The sequence below is a fragment of the Streptomyces sp. NPDC044044 genome (assembly GCF_056434405.1).
In genome coordinates, this window is record NZ_JBWKFG010000001.1 from 179,911 (window position 1) to 199,241 (window position 19,331).

General features: G+C 71.3%; 21 protein-coding genes, 1 pseudogene and 1 riboswitch. Of the genes and pseudogenes, 13 read left to right on the forward strand and 9 right to left on the reverse strand.

The genetic code is table 11. The features are described 5' to 3' along the window. Positions 1-5: 5 nt before the first annotated feature. From AC07AG_RS00805 to AC07AG_RS00840, 8 genes are all read left to right on the forward strand, one after another. A complete protein-coding gene (locus AC07AG_RS00805) occupies positions 6-1,154 on the forward strand; it encodes an acyl-CoA dehydrogenase family protein (RefSeq protein WP_478750483.1) in 1,149 nt (382 codons plus the stop codon). Then, entirely contained in the window at positions 1,151-2,218 is a 1,068-nt protein-coding gene (locus tag AC07AG_RS00810; RefSeq protein WP_478750485.1) for an enoyl-CoA hydratase/isomerase family protein, read from the forward strand. The genes AC07AG_RS00805 and AC07AG_RS00810 overlap by 4 nt, the downstream gene beginning before the upstream one ends. Continuing rightward, complete coding sequence (gene mmsB, locus AC07AG_RS00815; protein ID WP_478750487.1) at positions 2,212-3,132, forward strand: 3-hydroxyisobutyrate dehydrogenase; 921 nt, start codon at positions 2,212-2,214, stop codon at positions 3,130-3,132. Before AC07AG_RS00810 ends, mmsB begins: the two co-directional genes overlap by 7 nt. Then, positions 3,129-3,947, forward strand: coding sequence for an enoyl-CoA hydratase (locus AC07AG_RS00820; RefSeq protein ID WP_478750488.1), 819 nt, complete (start codon positions 3,129-3,131; stop codon positions 3,945-3,947). The genes mmsB and AC07AG_RS00820 overlap by 4 nt, the downstream gene beginning before the upstream one ends. A 159-nt stretch (positions 3,948-4,106) precedes the next feature. Further along, positions 4,107-4,290, forward strand: a riboswitch (cobalamin riboswitch). A 30-nt stretch (positions 4,291-4,320) separates the two neighbouring features. After that, a complete protein-coding gene (locus AC07AG_RS00825; protein ID WP_478750490.1) occupies positions 4,321-5,085 on the forward strand; it encodes an energy-coupling factor ABC transporter permease in 765 nt (254 codons plus the stop codon). Further along, on the forward strand, positions 5,085-5,495 hold the full coding sequence (locus tag AC07AG_RS00830; protein WP_478750492.1) for an energy-coupling factor ABC transporter substrate-binding protein: 411 nt from the start codon (positions 5,085-5,087) through the stop codon (positions 5,493-5,495). Before AC07AG_RS00825 ends, AC07AG_RS00830 begins: the two co-directional genes overlap by 1 nt. A gap of 6 nt (positions 5,496-5,501) precedes the next feature. Continuing rightward, on the forward strand, positions 5,502-6,251 hold the full coding sequence (gene cbiQ / locus AC07AG_RS00835) for a cobalt ECF transporter T component CbiQ (RefSeq protein ID WP_478750493.1): 750 nt from the start codon (positions 5,502-5,504) through the stop codon (positions 6,249-6,251). Continuing rightward, positions 6,248-7,135, forward strand: coding sequence for an energy-coupling factor ABC transporter ATP-binding protein (locus tag AC07AG_RS00840; protein WP_478750495.1), 888 nt, complete (start codon positions 6,248-6,250; stop codon positions 7,133-7,135). The genes cbiQ and AC07AG_RS00840 overlap by 4 nt, the downstream gene beginning before the upstream one ends. Here AC07AG_RS00840 and AC07AG_RS00845 read toward each other — a convergent pair. Beyond that, positions 7,124-7,777, reverse strand: a pseudogene (locus AC07AG_RS00845) (MFS transporter); the annotation flags it as partial. The gene AC07AG_RS00840 and the pseudogene AC07AG_RS00845 overlap by 12 nt on opposite strands. A gap of 221 nt (positions 7,778-7,998) precedes the next feature. Between AC07AG_RS00845 and argG the strand changes: the two are divergent. Then, complete coding sequence (argG, locus tag AC07AG_RS00850) at positions 7,999-9,447, forward strand: argininosuccinate synthase (RefSeq protein WP_478750497.1); 1,449 nt, start codon at positions 7,999-8,001, stop codon at positions 9,445-9,447. Positions 9,448-9,525: 78 nt separating this feature from the next. Here the strand turns inward: argG and AC07AG_RS00855 are convergent, their stop codons facing one another. Then, on the reverse strand, positions 9,526-10,518 hold the full coding sequence (locus AC07AG_RS00855; RefSeq protein WP_478750498.1) for a winged helix-turn-helix transcriptional regulator: 993 nt from the start codon (positions 10,516-10,518) through the stop codon (positions 9,526-9,528). Positions 10,519-10,842: 324 nt separating this feature from the next. On the opposite strand from AC07AG_RS00855, the gene AC07AG_RS00860 reads away from it, so the two are divergent. The 3 genes from AC07AG_RS00860 to AC07AG_RS00870 all read left to right on the forward strand — a co-directional run bounded on the left by AC07AG_RS00860 (position 10,843) and on the right by AC07AG_RS00870 (position 14,374). Then, the gene (locus tag AC07AG_RS00860) at positions 10,843-11,883 is read left to right on the forward strand and encodes an NAD(P)-dependent alcohol dehydrogenase (protein ID WP_478752152.1); all 1,041 of its coding nucleotides are present in this window, start codon (positions 10,843-10,845) and stop codon (positions 11,881-11,883) included. A gap of 260 nt (positions 11,884-12,143) precedes the next feature. Further along, entirely contained in the window at positions 12,144-13,232 is a 1,089-nt protein-coding gene (locus AC07AG_RS00865; protein WP_478750500.1) for a ferredoxin reductase, read from the forward strand. Positions 13,233-13,291: 59 nt separating this feature from the next. Further along, entirely contained in the window at positions 13,292-14,374 is a 1,083-nt protein-coding gene (locus AC07AG_RS00870) for a fatty acid desaturase family protein (protein WP_478752154.1), read from the forward strand. Here AC07AG_RS00870 and AC07AG_RS00875 read toward each other — a convergent pair. The 3 genes from AC07AG_RS00875 to AC07AG_RS00885 all read right to left on the reverse strand — a co-directional run bounded on the left by AC07AG_RS00875 (position 14,371) and on the right by AC07AG_RS00885 (position 16,203). After that, positions 14,371-14,808, reverse strand: coding sequence for a hypothetical protein (locus AC07AG_RS00875; RefSeq protein WP_478750502.1), 438 nt, complete (start codon positions 14,806-14,808; stop codon positions 14,371-14,373). The two genes, AC07AG_RS00870 and AC07AG_RS00875, sit on opposite strands and share 4 nt — an antisense overlap. After that, on the reverse strand, positions 14,808-15,428 hold the full coding sequence (locus AC07AG_RS00880) for a hypothetical protein (protein ID WP_478750504.1): 621 nt from the start codon (positions 15,426-15,428) through the stop codon (positions 14,808-14,810). The genes AC07AG_RS00875 and AC07AG_RS00880 overlap by 1 nt, the downstream gene beginning before the upstream one ends. Before the next feature lie 178 nt (positions 15,429-15,606). After that, a complete protein-coding gene (locus AC07AG_RS00885; protein ID WP_478750506.1) occupies positions 15,607-16,203 on the reverse strand; it encodes a TetR/AcrR family transcriptional regulator in 597 nt (198 codons plus the stop codon). Between the two features lie 237 nt (positions 16,204-16,440). Here AC07AG_RS00885 and AC07AG_RS00890 point away from each other — a divergent pair, with 237 nt between their 5' ends. Then, positions 16,441-16,809, forward strand: a complete 369-nt coding sequence (locus tag AC07AG_RS00890) for a hypothetical protein (RefSeq protein WP_478750508.1) — start codon at positions 16,441-16,443, stop codon at positions 16,807-16,809. Positions 16,810-16,846: 37 nt separating this feature from the next. On the opposite strand, the gene AC07AG_RS00895 is transcribed toward AC07AG_RS00890, so the two are convergent. The 4 genes from AC07AG_RS00895 to AC07AG_RS00910 all read right to left on the reverse strand — a co-directional run bounded on the left by AC07AG_RS00895 (position 16,847) and on the right by AC07AG_RS00910 (position 19,231). After that, positions 16,847-17,107: a hypothetical protein gene (locus AC07AG_RS00895; RefSeq protein WP_478750510.1), complete on the reverse strand. Its 261-nt coding sequence runs from the start codon at positions 17,105-17,107 to the stop codon at positions 16,847-16,849. A gap of 69 nt (positions 17,108-17,176) precedes the next feature. Beyond that, on the reverse strand, positions 17,177-17,479 hold the full coding sequence (locus AC07AG_RS00900) for a carboxypeptidase-like regulatory domain-containing protein (protein ID WP_478750512.1): 303 nt from the start codon (positions 17,477-17,479) through the stop codon (positions 17,177-17,179). Positions 17,480-17,489: 10 nt separating this feature from the next. Next, on the reverse strand, positions 17,490-18,422 hold the full coding sequence (locus AC07AG_RS00905) for a trypsin-like serine peptidase (RefSeq protein ID WP_478750514.1): 933 nt from the start codon (positions 18,420-18,422) through the stop codon (positions 17,490-17,492). A gap of 383 nt (positions 18,423-18,805) precedes the next feature. Beyond that, positions 18,806-19,231: a VOC family protein gene (locus AC07AG_RS00910; protein ID WP_478750516.1), complete on the reverse strand. Its 426-nt coding sequence runs from the start codon at positions 19,229-19,231 to the stop codon at positions 18,806-18,808. Positions 19,232-19,331: the final 100 nt, after the last annotated feature.

Genomic DNA, 19,331 nt, shown 5'->3' on the forward strand with positions numbered 1-19,331 from the left:
GCGCCATGACCACCACCTCGCTCACACAGGACCAGCAGGCCCTCGTCGAGACCACGCTCGACTTCGCCGAGGATCATCTGGCCCCCCGCGCCGTGCAGTGGGACCAGGACAAGCACTTCCCCCTCGACGTACTGCGCAAGGCGGCCGGGCTCGGGCTCGGCGGCGTGTACGTACGGGAGGACGCGGGCGGCAGCGGTCTGACCCGGGCCGACGGTGTCCTCGTCTTCGAGGCGCTCGCCTCCGGCTGCCCGTCCATCGCGGGCTACCTCTCCATCCACAACATGGTCGCCTGGATGATCGACACCTACGGCGACCAGGAGCAACGGGCGCGGTGGCTGCCCCGCCTGTGCTCCATGGACGATCTCGGCAGCTACTGCCTCACGGAACCGGGCGCCGGATCGGATGCCGGTTCCCTGCGCACCCGGGCCGTTCGCGACGGCGACGACTACGTCCTGAGCGGGGTCAAGCAGTTCATCTCCGGTGCGGGAGCCGCGCAGGTGTACGTCGTCATGGCGCGCACCGACGGCGAAGGGCCCCGTGGGATCTCCGCGTTCGTCGTCGAACGAGACGATCCCGGGCTCTCGTTCGGCCCCAACGAGAAGAAGATGGGCTGGAACGCCCAGCCCACCCGGCAGGTGATCCTGGACGGCGTGCGACTGCCGGCCGACCGGCTCATCGGCCCCGCAGGCGACGGCTTCCGCATCGCCATGAGCGGCCTGAACGGCGGCAGGCTCGGCATCGCCGCCTGCTCCCTGGGTGGCGCCCGCAGCGCCCTCAACAAGAGCCTGTCGTACCTCGCCGACCGGGAGGCCTTCGGCGCCCGGCTCCTCGACGCGCAGGGCCTGCAGTTCCGCCTCGCCGACATGGCGACCGAACTCGCCGCCGCCCGCGCCCTGGTCCACCAGGCCGCCCAGGCCCTTGACCGCAGGGACCCACAGGCGCCGCAGCTGTGCGCGATGGCCAAACGCTTCGCCACCGACACCGGCTACTCCGTCGCCGATCGCGCCCTTCAACTCCACGGAGGCTACGGCTACTTGAACGAGTACGGCATCGAGAAGATCGTCCGCGACCTCCGCGTCCACCAGATCCTGGAAGGAACCAACGAGATCATGCGCGTCATCGTGGCCCGAGGCCTGACGGAGGCGCAGCGGTGACCGCGGCCGAGGACTTCGTCCTGCTCCGTACCGAGGGCCGCGCGGCCCACCTCACGCTCAACCGGCCCCAGGCCCTCAACGCCCTCACCCACGCCATGGTGCGGCGCATCGACGAGGCGCTCACCGCCTGGGAGAACGACCCGGACGTACAGACCGTGATCATCCAAGGCGCGGGCGGGCGCGGTCTGTGCGCGGGCGGCGACATCCGCTCCATCTACGAGGACGCGCGCGCCGGGACGACCGCCTCCGCCGACTTCTGGCGCGACGAGTACCGGCTCAACGCCCGCATCGCCCGCTACCCCAAGCCGTACGTCGCCCTGATGGACGGGATCGTGATGGGCGGCGGCGTCGGCGTCTCCGCGCACGGCGACGTCCGCATCGTCACCGAGCGCTCCCGCATCGCCATGCCGGAGACCGGCATCGGCTTCGTGCCCGATGTGGGCGGCACCTATCTGCTGGCCCTCGCGCCCGGTGAACTCGGCACCCATCTGGCGCTCACCGGCGCACGGATCGGCGCGGGCGACGCCCTGCTGTGCGGGCTCGCCGACCATTTCGTGCCCAGCGAGTACCTGCCCCGGCTGCTCGACGACCTCGCCACGCAACCGGTGTGGGACGCGCTCCAGCACTACGTGCGCCAGGTGCCGCCCGGCGAGGCGGCCGGTCATCGCTCCTGGATCGACGACTGCTACGCCGCCGACACGGTGGAGGAGATCCTCGCCCGGCTGCGCGGCCATGGAACGCGCGCCGCCGCGGAGGCGGCCGACACCCTCGCCGCCAAGTCGCCCACCGCCCTGAAAGTGACGCTCGCCGCACTGCGCCGAGCGCGGCGGCTCGGCCCGTTGGAGCGCGTCCTGGAGCAGGAGTACCGGATCTCCTGCGCCGCGCTCACCTCGCACGACCTGGCCGAGGGGATCCGAGCCCAGGTCATCGACAAGGACCGAAGCCCCCGCTGGGCGCCTGCCTCGCTGGGCGAGGTCGAACGCGCGGACGTGGAGCGCTACTTCGCCCCGCCCGCCGGAGGCGAACTCGACCTGGCCTGGGTCCCGCAGGAGGTGGCGTGGTGAACGGCAGGCGCACGATCGGCTTCATCGGCCTCGGCCACATGGGCGGCCCCATGGCCGCCAACCTCGCCGGGGCGGGACACCGCGTCCTGGGCCACGACCTGATGCCCGACCTGCTCGCCGCGGCCGTCGGGAACGGCGTGGAGGCAGCCGGATCATCGGCGGAGGCAGCGGCGGCGGCGGACGTGGTGATCACCATGCTGCCCGCGGGACGGCACGTGCTCGGCCTCTACCGCGAGGAGGGGCTCCTGGCCGCCGCGCGGCCCGGCACGCTGTTCATCGACTGCTCGACCATCGACGTGGCCGACGCGCGCAGCGCGCACGAGGCCGCCGTCGAGGCAGGGATGCGGGCCCTTGACGCCCCGGTATCCGGGGGAGTGGTGGGCGCCGAGGCCGGCACGCTCACCTTCATGGCGGGCGGCGGCGAAGCCGAGTTCGCCGATGCCGAGCCGCTGTTGACGGTCATGGGTAGGAAGGGGGTGCACTGCGGCGGGCCCGGCGCGGGGCAGGCCGCGAAGATCTGCAACAACATGATCCTCGGGGTCTCGATGATCGCGGTGAGCGAGGCGTTCGTACTCGGCGAGAGCCTCGGCCTGTCCCCTCAGGCCCTCTTCGACGTGGCGTCCACCGCGTCCGGCCAGTGCTGGGCCCTGACCGTCAACTGCCCGGTGCCGGGCCCCGTCCCGGGCAGCCCCGCCAACCGCGACTACCGGCCCGGCTTCGCCGCCCCGCTGATGGCCAAGGACCTGGGCCTTGCGGCCAACGCCCTGCATGCCAGTGGGATCCAGGCTCAACTCGGCCTGAAAGCAGCCGAGTTGTACGCCGCCTACGCGGAGGGCGCCGGAGCGGACCAGGACTTCTCCGGGATCGTCAACACCATCAGGCACCACAAGGCAGGGGACGGGAACAGCGCATGACCACGAAGGCCACGGAGAGCACGAATACCACGACGACCCCGGAGCCGTACGAGACGATCCGCATCGAACGCAAAGGCCGCACCGCACTGCTCACGCTCGACCGACCCAAGGCCCTGAACGCGCTCAACCTCCAGGTGATGAACGAGATCGTCGCCGCGACGGCGGACCTGGACCGGGACCCGGACATCGGCTGCATCGTCCTCACCGGATCGCCGAAGGCGTTCGCCGCCGGGGCCGACATCAAGGAGATGCGGCCCCAGAGCTACATGGACATGTATCTCAGCGACTGGTTCACCGCCTGGGACCGGCTCGGGGCGCTGCGCACGCCGACGGTCGCGGCCGTCTCCGGGTACGCGCTCGGCGGAGGCTGCGAGCTGGCCATGCTGTGCGACATCCTCCTGGCCGCCGACACCGCCGTGTTCGGACAGCCCGAGATCAAACTGGGCGTCATCCCCGGCATCGGCGGCTCTCAGCGGCTGACCCGCGCGGTGGGGAAGGCCAAGGCCATGGAGATGTGTCTGACCGGCCGGACCATGGACGCCGATGAGGCGGAGCGGGCCGGGCTCGTCTCGCGGGTGGTGCCCGCCGGTGAACTCGTGGACGAAGCACTGGCCGTCGCCGAGACCGTCGCGGGCATGTCCCTGCCCGTCGCGATGATGGCGAAGGAGGCGGTGTCACGCGCCTTCGAGACGACCCTCGCAGAGGGCGTCCGCTTCGAACGCCGCCTCTTCCATGCCGTGTTCGCGACCACGGACCAGAAGGAGGGGATGGCCGCCTTCGTCGAGAAGCGACCGCCCGGCTTCACGCACTCCTGACGCCCCACCCGCTCCCGACGCCAGAGGAAGGTGTGGCGCGCGCCAGGTGTGCACACGCCGGGCACAGGGGCTGACCAGGGGCGTACGCCCTGGTCGTGTGCGCTCGCGCGTGCCACAGCTGCGGTGGTCCCGCAAGTTGTCAGGAATCTCGGTTGAGCACTAAGGTCACCACGCCTTGGTGAACGGGAAATCCGGTGTGATGCCGGTGCGGCCCTCGCCACTGTGATCGGGAAGTCCGGCTCCAGCCCTCGCGGCAGCCACTGGGTGCTCACGCACCCGGGAAGGCGGAGTCCGGTCGGTACGACCCGTCAGCCAGGAGACCGGCCAAGGCACGTTGTCCATCCACGAGGTGCTGGAGAGGGTCTGCTTAGCCATGCACATAGCCGAGGGTTTCCTCCCACCGGCGCACGCGATCGCCTGGGGCGTAGCGTCCGCGCCGTTCGTCGTCCACGGAGTCCGCTCCCTGACCCGTGAGGTCAAGGAGCACCCGGAGAGCACCCTGCTCCTGGGCGCCTCCGGTGCCTTCACATTTGTCCTTTCCGCCCTGAAAATCCCCTCCGTGACGGGAAGTTGCTCGCACCCGACGGGCACAGGGCTCGGCGCGATCCTGTTCCGGCCGCCGATCATGACGGTGCTCGGCACCATCACCCTGCTGTTCCAGGCCCTGCTGCTCGCCCACGGCGGGCTCACCACGCTCGGCGCCAACGTGTTCTCCATGGCGATCGTCGGGCCATGGGCCGGATACGCCGTCTACCGGCTCCTGAAGCGGTACGACGTGCCGCTCATGGTCGCCGTGTTCTTCGGCGCGTTCGTCGCCGACCTGTCCACGTACTGCGTCACCAGCGTCCAGCTGGCGATGGCGTTTCCCGACCCCAGCAGCGGATTCATCGGCGCCCTGGGCAAGTTCGGCGGCATCTTCGCCGTCACGCAGATCCCCCTGGCCGTCAGTGAGGGACTGCTCACCGTCATCGTGATGCGGCTGCTCGTGCAGTCCAGCAAGGGTGAGCTGACGCGGCTCGGCGTGCTGCTGCAGGGCAAGCAGTCGGCCGCGAAGGCCACGAAGGCCACGACGACGGAGCAGACGGAGCAGACGGAGAAGGCGGAGAAGACGACGACGGAGACGGGGGCCAGCGCCTGATGAGCCGGAACGCGAAGATCAACACCCTGCTCCTCCTCATCGTCGCCGCGCTCGCGGTGCTGCCGTTGGCGCTGGGCCTCGGCGACGACGAGAAGGAGCCGTTCGCCGGGGCCGACGCCCAGGCCGAGACCGCGATCACCGAGATCAAGCCGGACTACGAACCGTGGTTCTCGCCGCTGTACGAACCCCCCTCCGGGGAGGTCGAGTCGGCGCTCTTCGCCCTGCAGGCCGCACTGGGCGCAGGCGTCCTCGCGTACTACTTCGGTCTGCGCAAGGGACGCAAGCAGGGTGCGGAGATCACACGATCGCAGGAGGCACCCGCACCTGCACCCGTACCCGCACCCGCACCCGCCCCCACGGAGCCGACAGCCGATGCGGAGGGCGCCCGGCCCGAGACCGAGCAGGTCTGACCCGGCGTGCTCCCCATCGACGCGGCGGCGCACAGCAGTCGCTGGCGCCGCCGCCATCCCGTGGACAAGGCTGTGCTCGGGCTCGGTCTCACCGTCCTTGCCGTCTCCCTGCCGCCCTGGCCGGGTGCCGCCCTGGTCCTGGTCGCCGCGCTCGCCGTACTGCTCGGACCCGCCGGTGTGCCGCCGCGCAAACTGTGGCGCGCCTACCGCGTGCCGCTCGGCTTCTGCGTCACCGGCGCCCTGACCCTGATCGTGCAACTCGGCGGGCCCGAAGGGTTCGTCACGCTCGCCGACGGCGGACCCGCGCGGGCCGGCGGCCTGCTCCTGCGCACGTCGGCGGCCTCGCTCGGCGTGCTGCTCTTCGCCTTCACCACACCGATGTCGGATCTGCTGCCCCGCCTGGTGAAGGCGGGCGTACCGGCGCCGGTCGTGGACGTCGCCCTGGTCATGTACCGGATGAGCTTCCTGCTCCTTGACTCCATGAGCAGGATCCGGCAGGCGCAGGCCGCACGCCTCGGCCACACCACCCGGGCCGCCACCTGGCGCTCGCTGGGCGGCCTCGGCGCCACCGCGTTCGTGCGGGCCTTCGGCCGGGCGACCCGGCTGCAGGCCGGGCTCGCCGGGCGCGGCTACGACGGAACCCTTCGGGTGCTCGTGCCCGACGCCAGGGTCTCCCGGGGCTTCGTGGCCGTCAGCGCGGTACTTCTCACGGCCCTGGTGGCCCTCACCCTCGTACTGGAAAGGCTTCTTCCATGAGCGAGCCGAGCGCTCCTCGCGAGCGAGAGGCGAGCGAGTCCCTGGTCGCTCTGCGCGCCGCTTCCTACGCGTACGAAGAAGGGCCCACCGTGCTCAGCGGCCTGGACTTCGACGTCACCGAGGGACGCGCCCTCGCGCTCCTCGGACGCAACGGCAGCGGCAAGACCACCCTCATGCGGCTGCTGAGCGGCGGACTCCGCCCGGACCAGGGCGGACTGACGCTCGGGGGCACCCCCGTGGCGTACGACCGCAAGGGTCTGACCCGGCTGCGCACCACCGTGCAGCTGGTCGTCCAGGACCCGGACGACCAGCTGTTCGCGGCCTCGGTCGAGCAGGACGTGTCCTTCGGGCCGCTGAACCTGGGGCTGTCCGACACCGAGGTCCGGGTGCGGGTCGCCGAGGCGCTCGCCGCGCTCGACATCAGCGCCCTGGCGGACCGGCCCACGCATCTGCTCTCCTACGGCCAGCGGAAGCGGACGGCCATCGCCGGCGCCGTGGCGATGCGCCCGCGCGTACTGATCCTCGACGAGCCGACCGCGGGGCTCGACCCCGACGGCCAGGAACGCCTCCTGGCCACCCTGCAGGGACTGCGGGACGCCGGGACGACCGTGGTCATGGCCACCCACGACGTCGATCTCGCCCTGCGCTGGGCCGACGACGCGGCGCTGCTCACGCCCTCGGGGGTGCGCACAGGTCCGGTCGCGACGATGCTGGCCCACCGCGACCTCCTGGCGCAGGCGGGCCTTCGCCTGCCCTGGGGGATCGCCGTCTCGGAGCTGCTGCGGACCAAGGGGCTGCTGGACGGCGCGGGTGAAGGGCCGCGCACGCCCGAGGAGTTGGCGGCCCTCACGGCCCCCGCGATGCCCGGTGCGTCAGCCGGCTGACGGGGCCTTGGCGCGGGTGGGCAGGAGCGCGACGGCAAGGAGCGGGACCGCGGCGAGCACGAGCCACGGCACCGAGGGCGGGAGCCCCGCGTCGAGCAGCGAGCCGGTCGCGGAGCTGCCCGCAAGGACGATCAGGCCGGAGGCCGAGGACAGGGCGCCGGTGTAGAGGCCCAGCCTGCCGTCACGCGTCAGATCGGGGACCCAGGCGCGCGTCGCCGGGGCGACCGGCATCTGGCCGAGCGTGAGCAGGACGACGAAGGCGGCGGCGGGCAGCAGCCCGGCGGCGCCGGTCCAGGCGGCCGGGCGAGCGAGGGCCACGGCGGCGAACCCGGCGGAGATGAGCACGAGCCCTGCCGCCATGGAGCGCCGCTCGTCGAGCCGGCCCGCGGCCCAGTGCGTGACCGGAAGCTGCGTGGCCACCACGAGCAGCGAGGACAGGGCGAAGAGCCAGGCAAGCGGCGCCTGTGACCCGGCCGTGCGCTCCACCTCCTGCGGGAGGGCGAGATAGAGCTGGTTGTACGCCAGGAGGTAGGCGCCGTAGGCACAGCACACCGCGAGGAAGCGGCGGTTGCGCAGCAGCTCGCCCACGCCTCCTCGTACGCGGATCCGCTCCCGGGAGTGGGGCCGGTGGTGCGGCGGCAGCCACCGGCTGGGGCTACGGCCGCATGGGTACTTCGACATGCATGACGCGCGATGCGCCGGACTCCTCGCGCTCGTCGTGCACCACCTTGCCCAGCGGCCGCCAGAAGCCCTCGGCGCCGGTCACCGGTCGATTCGGCCCGCGGCCAGCGCTTTGGCGGGCTTTCGACCGTGGATGAGCGATCGACGTTGCATGGTCATGCGAAGTGATGCATACTCTTCCTATGTCCAAGGTCCTCACCTCCCTCCCCACCGGCGAGCGCGTCGGCATTGCCTTCTCCGGCGGTCTCGACACCTCGGTGGCCGTCGCCTGGATGCGCGACAAGGGCGCCGTCCCGTGCACGTACACCGCCGACATTGGCCAGTACGACGAGCCCGACATCGCCTCCGTGCCCGGCCGTGCCTCCGCGTACGGCGCCGAGATCACCCGGCTCGTCGACTGCCGTGAAGCGCTGGTCGAGGAAGGACTCGCCGCGCTCGCGTGCGGTGCCTTCCACATCAGGTCGGGCGGGCGCGCGTACTTCAACACCACGCCGCTGGGCCGCGCCGTGACCGGCACGCTCCTGGTGCGGGCCATGCTCGAGGACGGGGTGCAGATCTGGGGCGACGGCTCCACGTTCAAGGGCAACGACATCGAGCGGTTCTACCGGTACGGGCTGCTCGCCAACCCGCACCTGCGGATCTACAAGCCCTGGCTGGACGCGGACTTCGTCACGGAGCTCGGCGGCCGCAAGGAGATGTCGGAGTGGCTGCTCGCCCACGAGCTGCCTTACCGGGACTCGACGGAGAAGGCGTACTCCACGGACGCCAACATCTGGGGCGCCACGCACGAGGCCAAGACCCTGGAGCACCTCGACACCGGGCTCGAGACGGTCGACCCGATCATGGGCGTGAAGTTCTGGGACCCCTCGGTGGAGATCGACACCGAGGACGTGACGATCGGCTTCGACCAGGGCCGCCCGGTCACCGTCAACGGCAAGGAGTTCGCCTCCGCGGTCGACCTCGTCATGGAGGTCAACGCGATCGGTGGCCGGCACGGGCTCGGCATGTCCGACCAGATCGAGAACCGGATCATCGAGGCCAAGAGCCGCGGCATCTACGAGGCCCCCGGCATGGCGCTCCTGCACATCGCCTACGAGCGCCTGGTCAACGCGATCCACAACGAGGACGTCGTGGCCTCGTACCACAACGAGGGCCGGCGTCTCGGCCGACTGATGTACGAGGGCCGCTGGCTCGACCCGCAGGCGCTGATGATCCGGGAGTCGCTGCAGCGCTGGGTCGGCGCGGCGATCACCGGTGAGGTGACGCTGCGGCTGCGGCGCGGCGAGGACTACTCGATCCTCGACACCACGGGCCCGGCGTTCAGCTACCACCCGGACAAGCTCTCCATGGAGCGGACCGAGGACTCGGCGTTCGGCCCGGTGGACCGGATCGGCCAGCTCACCATGCGCAACCTCGACATCGCCGACTCCCGCGCGAGGCTCGAGCAGTACGCGGCCCTCGGCCTGGTCGGCGGCGGCCACCCGACGCCGATCGGCGCCGCGCAGGCGGCTTCGACCGGTCTGATCGGCGCCATGGACGGCGGTGGCGCCGAGGCGATCGCCTCGCGCGGTGCCGCCACGGACGAGGAGACGATGCTGGACCGCGCCGCGATGGAGTCCGGCACGGACTGATCGCTCACCGGTCACGAGCACCTGACCACCAGCGGGCCCCGGCGGACTTCGATCCGCCGGGGCCCGCTGCCGTTCCCGTCAGCGAACGGAATCCGGCCCATCGGCGCGGACCACGCCGAAGGCGTCCGCCATCCGCAGCGCCGCCTCCAGATCGCCGTTGACGCTGATGACCTCCGCGCTGACCGCGTCTTCGAGCGGCAGAGAGCCCACTCCCAGCTGGAGAAAGGTGCCCAGGTCGGTGACGAGTGTCGTGACCGCGTCCGCCGCGGGGCCAAGACCCATCTCGACGGTGCCGTCGTCGACGCGGGCGTGGAAGACGAGCCCGCCGATCACGAACTCGTAGGTCTCGCGTACGCCGAGCGCGTGCTCGGGGCGGAAGGTCGCCCCGACGGCTCCGACGATGCCGTGGCGGCCGCCGGTGGCCTCGGGGTGCGCGCCGACGATGGCGATCGCCCGTGCGGCGGCCGGGAGTTCGCCCTCCAGCTCGGCGAGGCCGCGTGCGGTGGCGTCCTCGATGTCCACGAGCCGTGCGCCGACGGCCATGAAGGTCCCGAGGTCGGTCGTGATGACGCAGGCGGGGTCCGTCGCGGCGCCGTTCCGGATGTCGAGCGCCCCGTTGTCCACACGGAGGTGGAAGGCGTCGCCGTCCACCCGGAACTCGTACGTCTCCCGCACGCCGATGGCCTCTTCGGGCCGGAAGCTGGCGCGCAGACAGCCGAGCACCCAGCTGAGCCGGAAGGTGTCGCCGGGCCGCGAAGAGGCCGGAAGGCGCATGCCCCAGCGGGTGAGCTCGTCGATCACCGGGCGCATGGAGGCGCCGAGCTCGGTCAGTTCGTAGACCGCGGACGGCGCGGGGGGCGGCAGCTTGGCCTGGCTGAGGATGCCCGCATCGCGCAGCGCGCGCAGCCGCTCGGCGAGGACGTTGGGGCCGATGCCGGGCAGCCCCGCGACGAGGTCGGTGTAGCGCCGGGGGCCGAGCAGCAGCTCGCGCACGATCAGCAGGGACCATCGGCCGCCGACGACGTCCAGGGCCCGTGCCGCCGGACAGGACTGGTCATAGCTGCGTGTCATGCGGGTGGATTCGCCTTCTCACTTGATAGCAGGCACTTAGATTTTTGATAGTACCCCTCAACTCAGGTGTCTCAGTGGCCTGTTGAGTCCTGCCGAACCATTTCCCGGGCGCGCTTCACATGTCTCAACGGGTCACATGTCTCACTGGGACATCACGAGGAGTACAGTCGGAGACATGAGCACCTACCACCCGATCGACGGCGGCTACGCACCGCGTCGGCACGGGGATAGATGCCCAAGGGGGACACCAGCGCACAGCACGAAGAACGAGAAGAGGCATCCCGGATGTCAGCGCAAGAACGCCCCGCGTCGCCCGTCGAGATGATGAAGGCCGTCCAGTACCGCAGCGTCGGCGCGGCCCCCGAGGTGGTCACCGTCCCGCGCCCGGACCCGGCCCCCGGCCAGGTGCTCCTGAAGGTCACCGCCGCGGGCGTCTGCCACTCCGACATCGCGGTGATGAGCTGGTCCGAGGAGGAGCTCACCTTCCCGCTGCCGCTCACCCTCGGCCATGAGGGCGCGGGGACCGTCGCCGCGCTCGGCGAGGGCGTCACCGGCTTCGAGGTCGGCGACTCCGTGGCCGTCTACGGCCCCTGGGGCTGCGGCGCCTGCGCGATGTGCGCGCAGGGCAAGGAGAACTACTGCACGCGCGCCGCCGACCTCGGCATCCGCCCGCCCGGACTCGGGGCGCCCGGCGCCATCGCCGAGTACATGATCGTGGACGACGCGCGCCACCTGGTCCCGCTGGACGGCCTCGACCCGGTGACCGCGGTGCCGCTCACCGACGCGGGCCTGACCCCGTACCACGCCATCAAGACCTCCCTGCCCAAGCTGACCCCCGGCAGCACCGCCGTGGTCATCGGCACCGGCGGTCTGGGGCATGTCGCCATCCAGCTGCTGCGCGCGCTGACCCCGGCACGGGTGATCGCCCTGGACGTCACCGACGGGAAGCTGCGCCTCGCCCACCAGGTCGGCGCCCACGAGACCGTCCTCTCGGACGAGCACGCGGCGGCGAAGGTCCGTGAGCTGACCGGCGGCCTGGGCGCCCAGGCGGTGTTCGACTTCGTCGGCGCGCCGCCCACCGTCGCCACGGCGACCGCCTGCGCCGCGGTGGAGGCGGACGTCACCATCGTCGGAATCGGCGGCGGAACCGCGTCCGTCGGGTTCGGCACGACCCCCTACGACGCAGCGGTCCGCGCCCCTTACTGGGGCAGCAGGGCCGAGCTGATCGAGGTCCTCGACCTGGCACGCTCCGGCGCGATCGACGTCCACGTGGAGACATACGCACTGGACGACGCCCCCAAGGCGTACGAGCACCTGCATGACGGCCGGATCAACGGCAGGGCGGTCATCCTCCCCAACGGCTGATCCCCGGCCCGCCGAGCGACGACGTCGGGAATGGACGTCACCATCCGGCCATTCCCGACCGGTTCGCCAGAACTTGTCCCCGCAGACCACCGCGCCGCGGGGAGATCCGCCCGCGAGGCGCCGCAGATCACGCATGGCGGGATGCGGCCTCCCGTTCGTGCGCCCGTTCGCACCGGCGTGGTTACGTGGCCTCAGCCGGGCCCGGGACGACTCGACGTACGCGACACCCCTCGTGCCGCGTGACGAGAGGATTCCGCGCCATGCCTGCGTTACCGGCCCTCATGGGCAGGCTCCTGACCGCCGCTTCCTGGCTGACGAGCCCGCTCGCCCCGGACGACTACCTCGGACTGATCGACCCCCTGCTCGACGCGCGCCTCCCCGCGGGCCGGGTGACAGCGGTGAGACCGGAGACCCCGGACGCCACCACGCTCACCCTCAGGCCCGGCCGGGGCTGGACCGGACACCGTGCGGGGCAGTACCTGCCCGTCGGCGTCGAGATCGACGGCGTACGGCATTGGCGCACCTACTCCCTCTCCTCCGCGCCCGACCGGGCGGACGGGCTCCTGGCCATCACCGTCAAGGCCGCTCCCGGCGGCAGGGTGTCACCGAGCCTGGCCCACCGGACGCCACCGGGCACGGTGCTCCGAATCGGCCCGGCGCAAGGGGAGTTCGTGCTCCCGGACCGGCTGCGACACCGCATCCTGCTCGTGACCGCGGGCAGCGGCATCACCCCGGCCATGGGCATGATCCGCACCCTCATGCGGCGTCGGACCCCGCCCCCCGATGTCGTCCTGCTGCACAGTGCGCCCTGCGCCGAGGCCGGCATCTTCAGCGACGAACTGCACGCGGCCGGGCGGCGGTTGGGCTGGCTCTCCTACGAGGAACACCACACCCGGTCGCACGGCAGGCTCACCCCGGACGCCCTGGGACGGCTCTGTCCCGACTGGCGCGAGCGCGAGACCTGGGCCTGTGGTCCGGCCGGGCTGCTCGACGCGATGGAGGACCACTGGAGCGGGGCGGGTCTGCGGGAACGGCTCCACGTGGAGCGCTTCCGGCTCGCCCCGGTGCCGCCGCCGGACCCCGACGCCGCCCCCGGCGGCCGGGCGCTGTTCACCCGCACCGGGACCGGGACCGCCGCGGACGCGTCGACCCCGCTCCTGGCCGTCGGCGAGTCGGCGGGGGTGCCGATGCCGTACGGATGCCGGCGGGGCATCTGTTTCGGCTGCCTCGTCCCTCTGACGTACGGGCGCGTGCGCGATCTGCGTACCGGTGAAGTGCACGACCGGACCGGCCAGTTGATCCAGACGTGTGTCTCGGCCGCGGCCGGACCGGTTTCCCTCGACGCCTAGCCACACAAGGAGTCCCCGTGACCGTGACCCCTCTCGCCCCCACCATCGCCTCCACCGATGTGGAACCCGGCAAGGAACCCGGCAAGGAATCCCGCAAGGAACTGGGCAAGGAGCTGGGCCATGAGCTCGACCGGATCCGCTCCGAGATCATCGCCGCGCGCGGCGCCGGCGACGCCCGCTACATCCGCACCGTGATCGCCACCCAGCGCGGCCTGGAGGCAGGCGGCCGGGCGGCCCTCGCCGTCTCCCTGTTCCCGCCCGCGTGGGCGGCGGGCACCGCCATGCTCTCCGTCGCCAAGATCCTGGAGAACATGGAGCTCGGCCACAACATCCTGCACGGCCAGTGGGACTGGATGGGTGATCCCGCGATCCACTCGTCCACCTGGGAGTGGGACTTCCTGACCCCGGCCGAGGCCTGGAAGCACACCCACAACCACCTGCACCACACCTGGACCAACGTCGTCGACCGCGACAGGGACCTCGGATATGTCGTCTTCCGGATGAGCGCCGACCAGCCCTGGTATCCGCGCCATCTCGCCCAGCCGCTCTACAACTTCGTGCTCGCGCCCCTCTTCGAGTGGGGCATCGCGCTGTACGACCTGGAGCCCGAGGCGGTCACCTCGGGCTCCAGGTCATGGCGTTCGTTCGTGACGGACCTGACCGGGTTCCTCACCAAGGCCACCCGCCAACTCGCCAAGGACTACGTGCTCTTCCCGCTGCTCGCCGGGCCGTCGGCGCTGCCGTGCCTGATGGGGAACCTCACGGCCAACACCGTGCGCAATCTGTGGTCGCACACCATCATCTTCTGCGGCCATTTCCCCGGTGACGTCCAGACGTTCACGGAGGAACACGTCGAGGACGAGACGCGGGGTGAGTGGTATCTGCGGCAGATCCAGGGCTCCGCCAACATCGACGGCGGCCGGCTCTTCCACGTCCTCAGCGGCAACCTCGGTCACCAGATCGAGCACCACGCCTTCCCCGATCTGCCCAGCAACCGCTATGCCGAGATCGCCCCTCGCGTGCGTGAACTGTGCGAGAAGTACGACATCCCGTACGTCACCGGCCCGTTGTGGCGGCAGTACGGCTCCACGTGGGGACGCATCCTGCGCTTCGCCGTCCCCACGTGGAGCCGGCCCGCCTAGATGCGCAGCAGCTGTTCCATGGATTCCCGGTACTCCCGCAGCGCGAGGCGCAGTTCCTCCGTCTGCGTCTCCGTGTGCGTCTCCGAGTGCGCACCGGTGTCCTGGCGGCCCTGCCAGCTCGCGCGCAGGGTGCGCCGGCGCTCCGTGAGCGTCTCGGTCAGGTGCCTGACGGCGTCGTCGAAGAGGCTGTCGGCCTCTTCGACCGCCTGACGCGGGCTCTCGACGAAGGTGCTGAGGGCCTGTTGGAGCCGCAGGCCGAGCTTGTCCCGTTCGTCCTGCGGAATCAGTACGGAGTCGGTGGCGTGGAGGGGTGCGGGGGCAGGGGCGGGGGGCGGTACCGCAGCCGGGGGCGGTACAGCGGCCTGGGGCGGTACAGGAGCGGCGCTGCCGGTGGCCGGCTGCTCGCGCGGTGTCAGGTGCTGGGCATCGGTCATCACGTGCCACTTCCCTTCGCATGACGCCGGGGCAGTGCCCACGACGTGTTGCCGCGGCCGGCGGAGGCCGGCCGGCCGTTCCGGGCCGAGTCGGCCGCGTGCTCGGCGACCAGGGCGTCGAAGAGACGCCGGGCCTCGACCATGGCCTCCCGCATTTCCTCGGTACCGCCCTGCCCGCGGGTGGCTGTGTGCACCCTGCGGTAGCCGTGGACGGAGTGGGCGTGGTGGACGGATAGTGCGGCGACCTGCTCGTCGAAGTGCTCGCCGTCGGGGAAGCCCCGGTCCCTGGCCAGGCGGGCGAGGAGCGCGTCGGCCTCGATGACGGCCTGCTGCGGCGATTCGACGAACTGCTCCTGGACGCCGGCCCACTGGGCCACATAGCGCTCGCGCGCACCGGGCGGCAGGGGCTCGGCCTTGACGGAGCCGTGGAGCCGTACGCGCTCGCGGAGTTCCTGTTCGGCTGCCCGGACATCCCCGTCGTGACGGGCGACGGTGTGGTCGTACTCGGGCCCGAAGCGGTGCTTCAGGCCGCCTCCGCCGCCCCGGGCTCGCCGCAGTCCGACGAACAGGACAGCGGCTGCCGCGATGACGACCACGGCGATGATGACGGCGGTGATCATGGCTGCCTCCCTTGATCTCGTGGTCCGTTCGGCGCTGAGGCCGGCCGATGGGCACCCACGCGACATGGGCACCGGTCGGGGCGTCTGCGGTCAGCGGTCGAACGGCTGGTTGTGGATGCGCATGGCGACCGAGTACCCCCACGTTCGGCAAACAGTCGGCCCGGTTCGAGCCGCCGGTCTAGTCAGGCCGCAGCGAGCACCAGATCCGGTCGGGCAGGAACCGCGCGGCCTCGGCGAGATCCATGTCGTGCGTGCCGGAGAGCCAGCGGTGCGCGGCCTCGGCGACCGGCCCCATGAGCAGGACCTCGAGAACAGGTGCGGGCACGGGAGCGATCTCGCCCGCCGCGACCCGCGGGAGCATCCACTCCGCGATGACCGCCAGCTTGGCGGCCTTGGCCGTGCGGATCCGGTCCGCGTGCGCCGCGAGGTAGCCGGAGTAGGCGGAGGCGTGCAGGAAGAGCGCGGCGTCCGGGTGCTCCTCGGTGAAGCGGAGATGGGCGACGACCAGGGCGCGGACCCCGGTGCGTGCGGTGCGCGCACGGCTCAGCGCGGCGATCATCTCGTCGAAGAGCTGCTCCATGCAGCGGGTGTACAGCGCGGCGGCGAGACCCTCGATGCTGCCGAAGTGGTGATAGAGGCTGCCGAGACTGACGCCGGCGGCGGCGGTGACCGTGCTGACGGTGAACCCCGGCTGGCCCGACGTGGCGTACACGTCGAGCGCCGCGGTCAGGAGCCGGTCGACGGTGGCCTCGCCGCGCCGCTGCTTAGCCGCCATGGCGTGCCGGGCCCGCTCTGCCCCTGTGCGTCATGGTCGGACCCTATCCCACAGAACTAAAACAAGTATCTAGAAATTCGCTCCACATTGGAGGCCCCGCGGGACGGGCGACACGCCTGTGGCGCGTCGGTCGCCGGATCCGCCGCATCGGATGACAAGCTGAAACGATCAGTGAAGTGGAGAGGGCAGTACGGCGAGTGCCGGTGACATCTGGACCACGCGAAGGACAACCGCGACGTGCTGACCGTGCTGGTGCTTGCCGCCGATCACCGGGCCAGGGACCTGATCCCGCAGATCGAGACCGTCCCCGGCGTGTACGTCATCTCCCAGACGGACGACAGCTTCCTCGCCCTGGCGCGGGCCCGCGCCCTGCTGCCCGACGTCCTGGTCATCGACCTCAGTGCCCGCTTCGCGGGCGACGCCGCCACGGTCATCGACCAGGCGCGCCAACTCCGGCCGCCCAGCCACATCCTGGTCCACTCGGGCGACTCCGTGGTGGGGACCGTGTCGCCCGCCGGCGCGGTCGGAACCGCACCGGCGGGTGTACCGCCGGGCCTTGCGCACGAGCTCGCGCGCCTCGCCGGCGACGTGGCCCCGCCGCTGTGACAGGACTGGTGCCCCGGCCGCGCCGGACCCGGCCCGGCTACACGTCCGCGACCCTCACCGAGAGTCCGTAGTCCAGCTCGGACCCGTCGACCAGGAGCGCCTCCACGGTGCGGGTCCCGGGGTCGATGTCGGCCTCCATTCCGTCGCCCGCGTACCGGGGAAACCCGGAGGAGCCGGTCTCGCCGGTGGCCACCACGACGGCCGAGCGCAGGGCGTCGCGGGCGTCGGTCGTACTCGCGCCGTCCCCCGAGAACGAGGGAACCAGCAGGATCTCGAAACGCTGCGGGACAGTGTTCATGCACGTGACGCTAGACAGGACTCGCGCCCCACGCACGTCCACCGCTGCCGGTCGGCGCCGCACATCGCGCTAGCCGAGCGTCAGCTCGACCCGCAGCCGCCCCTGGGGGACGGCCTGGGCCGGCGGTTCGACGCGGACGGTGGCCTCGGCCGTGCCGGACGGGCCCATGAGAGGGTCCGCCCGGCAGATGAGCGTGTACTCGCCCGCTGTCGGGGCGACGAGGGAGAAACGCCCCTCGGCGTCCGTCAGGGCAGCGATGTCCGGCAGGGGCTGCGGCCCCTTGGTGAACAGGACGTGGGCGCCCGTCACCGGGGTGCCCGATGTGTCGCGGACGACGCCGGTGATCTCCACTGCGGACCTGCTGCCGTTCATCGGGGTTCGCTCACGCTTTCCATGCCACGTAGTTGTTGAAGACGGGTGTGGTGAACCGGGTTCCCGAGTTCACCCGGGCTCCGCCGTAGGCGTGTATGCCGAAGCCGTAGCGACCGGTGCTGTCGATGCGGTAGACGGAGCTGCCGCTCTGTCCGCCCGCGGTGTCGATGTCGTAGTACACCTTGCGGGGGGCGACGGAGTCGATCCCGCGCGCCGCGTACCACTGCGTCCCGGACGGCTTGTCGCCCGGATAGCCGGAGATGTTGCCGGTGGTCTTGAGCAGGTCCGAGTCCGACCAGACGCCGAAGCCGAACCAGCCTGTGGTGGAGCCGATGTTGGAGGGCGTGATGATGGCGCCGTAGTCGAAGTTCTCGTCGCCGTTGGTCGTCCAGCCGGTCACGGAGCGGAAGCTCGTGCAGGTGATGCTGCCATAGGGCAGCGAGGCGCCGTTGCGGCCCGGCATGACCTGGATGCTCTTGACCCAGCCGTCGCGGCCCGCCACACCGCTGCCCTTGATGTAGACGCAGTGGCCCGCGGTGGCGAGGGTGTGCGGTCCGAGGAGCCAGCCGGTGCCCTGGTAGAGGGCGTTGTCGCGGGCGGTGATGAGCAGGTAGCAGTGCACGCGCCACGGATACACGCTGGTGTTGGTGATCTGGATGCGGTCATCGGGGCCGTGCACGGTCTCCGGAGCCAGGGGCGGGGGGCCGTACGAAGCCTCACCGATGTCGGGAAGCGTGGCGGTCGGGGCCGTCCAGGCCTCCGGCGCGAAGTGCTCCGGGCGGCGGTAGCCCTCGACGTGCTCAAGGCCCTCGCCCGTCGAGTGCTGGGCCTGGCCCTCCGTACCCTCGGAGGGCGGCTGCAGAACCGCCTCCTGCTCGGCGGCCAGGGTTATCGCTCCGTCGTCCGGCTCGTTCGTCACTGCGGTGTGTGGATCTTGCGCCATTCTGGATCACCCGGCTTCTCTCAGAGCTGCGATGTGATGCCTTGCAGGACGCCGCGGCCGCAACGTTTTCTGGGTCGAATCCCCTTCTTACTGCCGTCGGACAAGTGCGGCAATGAGCCTTTTGCGCCGACCGTCGCGCGGGCGCACGTCCTGGGGCTCCGGATGCCGCGTGCGTCAACTGCCCGGCTCCCGCGGCCCATACGGCGCGCGGGACGTCCGCTCGCCCCGCCGCCTCACGGCGAACGGTTCCGGTTCGGGTCCCCGCAGCCACGGCCGGGCACCCGGGCCCCGCCCGCAGCGGGAGCGGGCGGGGCGCGATGCCTCAATCACGTCTCGAACACGTGGGCAGCCCCCAGGGAGGGGGCGGTTCCGCCCGAAGAGCGTTAGGGGCGGGCGTAGGGCCGGGTCATGATCTCCATGTTGTGGCCGTCGGGGTCGTCGAAGTACGCGCCCCGGCCGCCGAACAGGCGGTTGATCTGGCCGGGTTCGGTGTGGCTGGGATCGGCGTAGTAGGTGACCCCGACCGTCTCCAGGCGGGTGATCATGGCGTCGAACTGTTCGTCGGGCACGAGGAACGCGTAGTGCTGCGACTGGATCGGCTCGTCGCTCAGCTCGTAGTAGTCGAGCGTCACGCCGTTGCCGAGATCGACGGGCAGGAACGGCCCGAACGGGGCGCCGACCCGCAGGCCCAGGATCACGGCGAGGAACTCGGCCGACAGCTGCCGGTCTTTGGCGTAGACGGCGGTGTGGTTCAACTGGGCGGTGGTGACAGGCGAAGTGGTCTCGTGCGGGTGCTGGGCTTGCGGCATGTGTGGTGTCTCTTCCGGGTCTTGGGTTCCACTGGAGGCGCGCCGCACGGGGCGCGGGGAGGAAAGACGGAAGAGGGGACGGCGGGGCTCTGGCCCGCCT

Coding starts and splice junctions, on each gene's coding strand:
- AC07AG_RS00805 (WP_478750483.1), top strand. CDS start 6: ATGACCACCACCTCGCTCACACAGGACCAGCAGGCCCTCGTCGAGACC.
- AC07AG_RS00820 (WP_478750488.1), top strand. CDS start 3,129: ATGACCACGAAGGCCACGGAGAGCACGAATACCACGACGACCCCGGAG.
- AC07AG_RS00825 (WP_478750490.1), top strand. CDS start 4,321: ATGCACATAGCCGAGGGTTTCCTCCCACCGGCGCACGCGATCGCCTGG.
- AC07AG_RS00830 (WP_478750492.1), top strand. CDS start 5,085: ATGAGCCGGAACGCGAAGATCAACACCCTGCTCCTCCTCATCGTCGCC.
- AC07AG_RS00840 (WP_478750495.1), top strand. CDS start 6,248: ATGAGCGAGCCGAGCGCTCCTCGCGAGCGAGAGGCGAGCGAGTCCCTG.
- argG (WP_478750497.1), top strand. CDS start 7,999: ATGTCCAAGGTCCTCACCTCCCTCCCCACCGGCGAGCGCGTCGGCATT.
- AC07AG_RS00855 (WP_478750498.1), bottom strand. CDS start 10,518: ATGACACGCAGCTATGACCAGTCCTGTCCGGCGGCACGGGCCCTGGAC.
- AC07AG_RS00860 (WP_478752152.1), top strand. CDS start 10,843: ATGAAGGCCGTCCAGTACCGCAGCGTCGGCGCGGCCCCCGAGGTGGTC.
- AC07AG_RS00865 (WP_478750500.1), top strand. CDS start 12,144: ATGCCTGCGTTACCGGCCCTCATGGGCAGGCTCCTGACCGCCGCTTCC.
- AC07AG_RS00875 (WP_478750502.1), bottom strand. CDS start 14,808: ATGACCGATGCCCAGCACCTGACACCGCGCGAGCAGCCGGCCACCGGC.
- AC07AG_RS00880 (WP_478750504.1), bottom strand. CDS start 15,428: ATGATCACCGCCGTCATCATCGCCGTGGTCGTCATCGCGGCAGCCGCT.
- AC07AG_RS00885 (WP_478750506.1), bottom strand. CDS start 16,203: ATGGCGGCTAAGCAGCGGCGCGGCGAGGCCACCGTCGACCGGCTCCTG.
- AC07AG_RS00895 (WP_478750510.1), bottom strand. CDS start 17,107: ATGAACACTGTCCCGCAGCGTTTCGAGATCCTGCTGGTTCCCTCGTTC.
- AC07AG_RS00900 (WP_478750512.1), bottom strand. CDS start 17,479: ATGAACGGCAGCAGGTCCGCAGTGGAGATCACCGGCGTCGTCCGCGAC.
- AC07AG_RS00905 (WP_478750514.1), bottom strand. CDS start 18,422: ATGGCGCAAGATCCACACACCGCAGTGACGAACGAGCCGGACGACGGA.
- AC07AG_RS00910 (WP_478750516.1), bottom strand. CDS start 19,231: ATGCCGCAAGCCCAGCACCCGCACGAGACCACTTCGCCTGTCACCACC.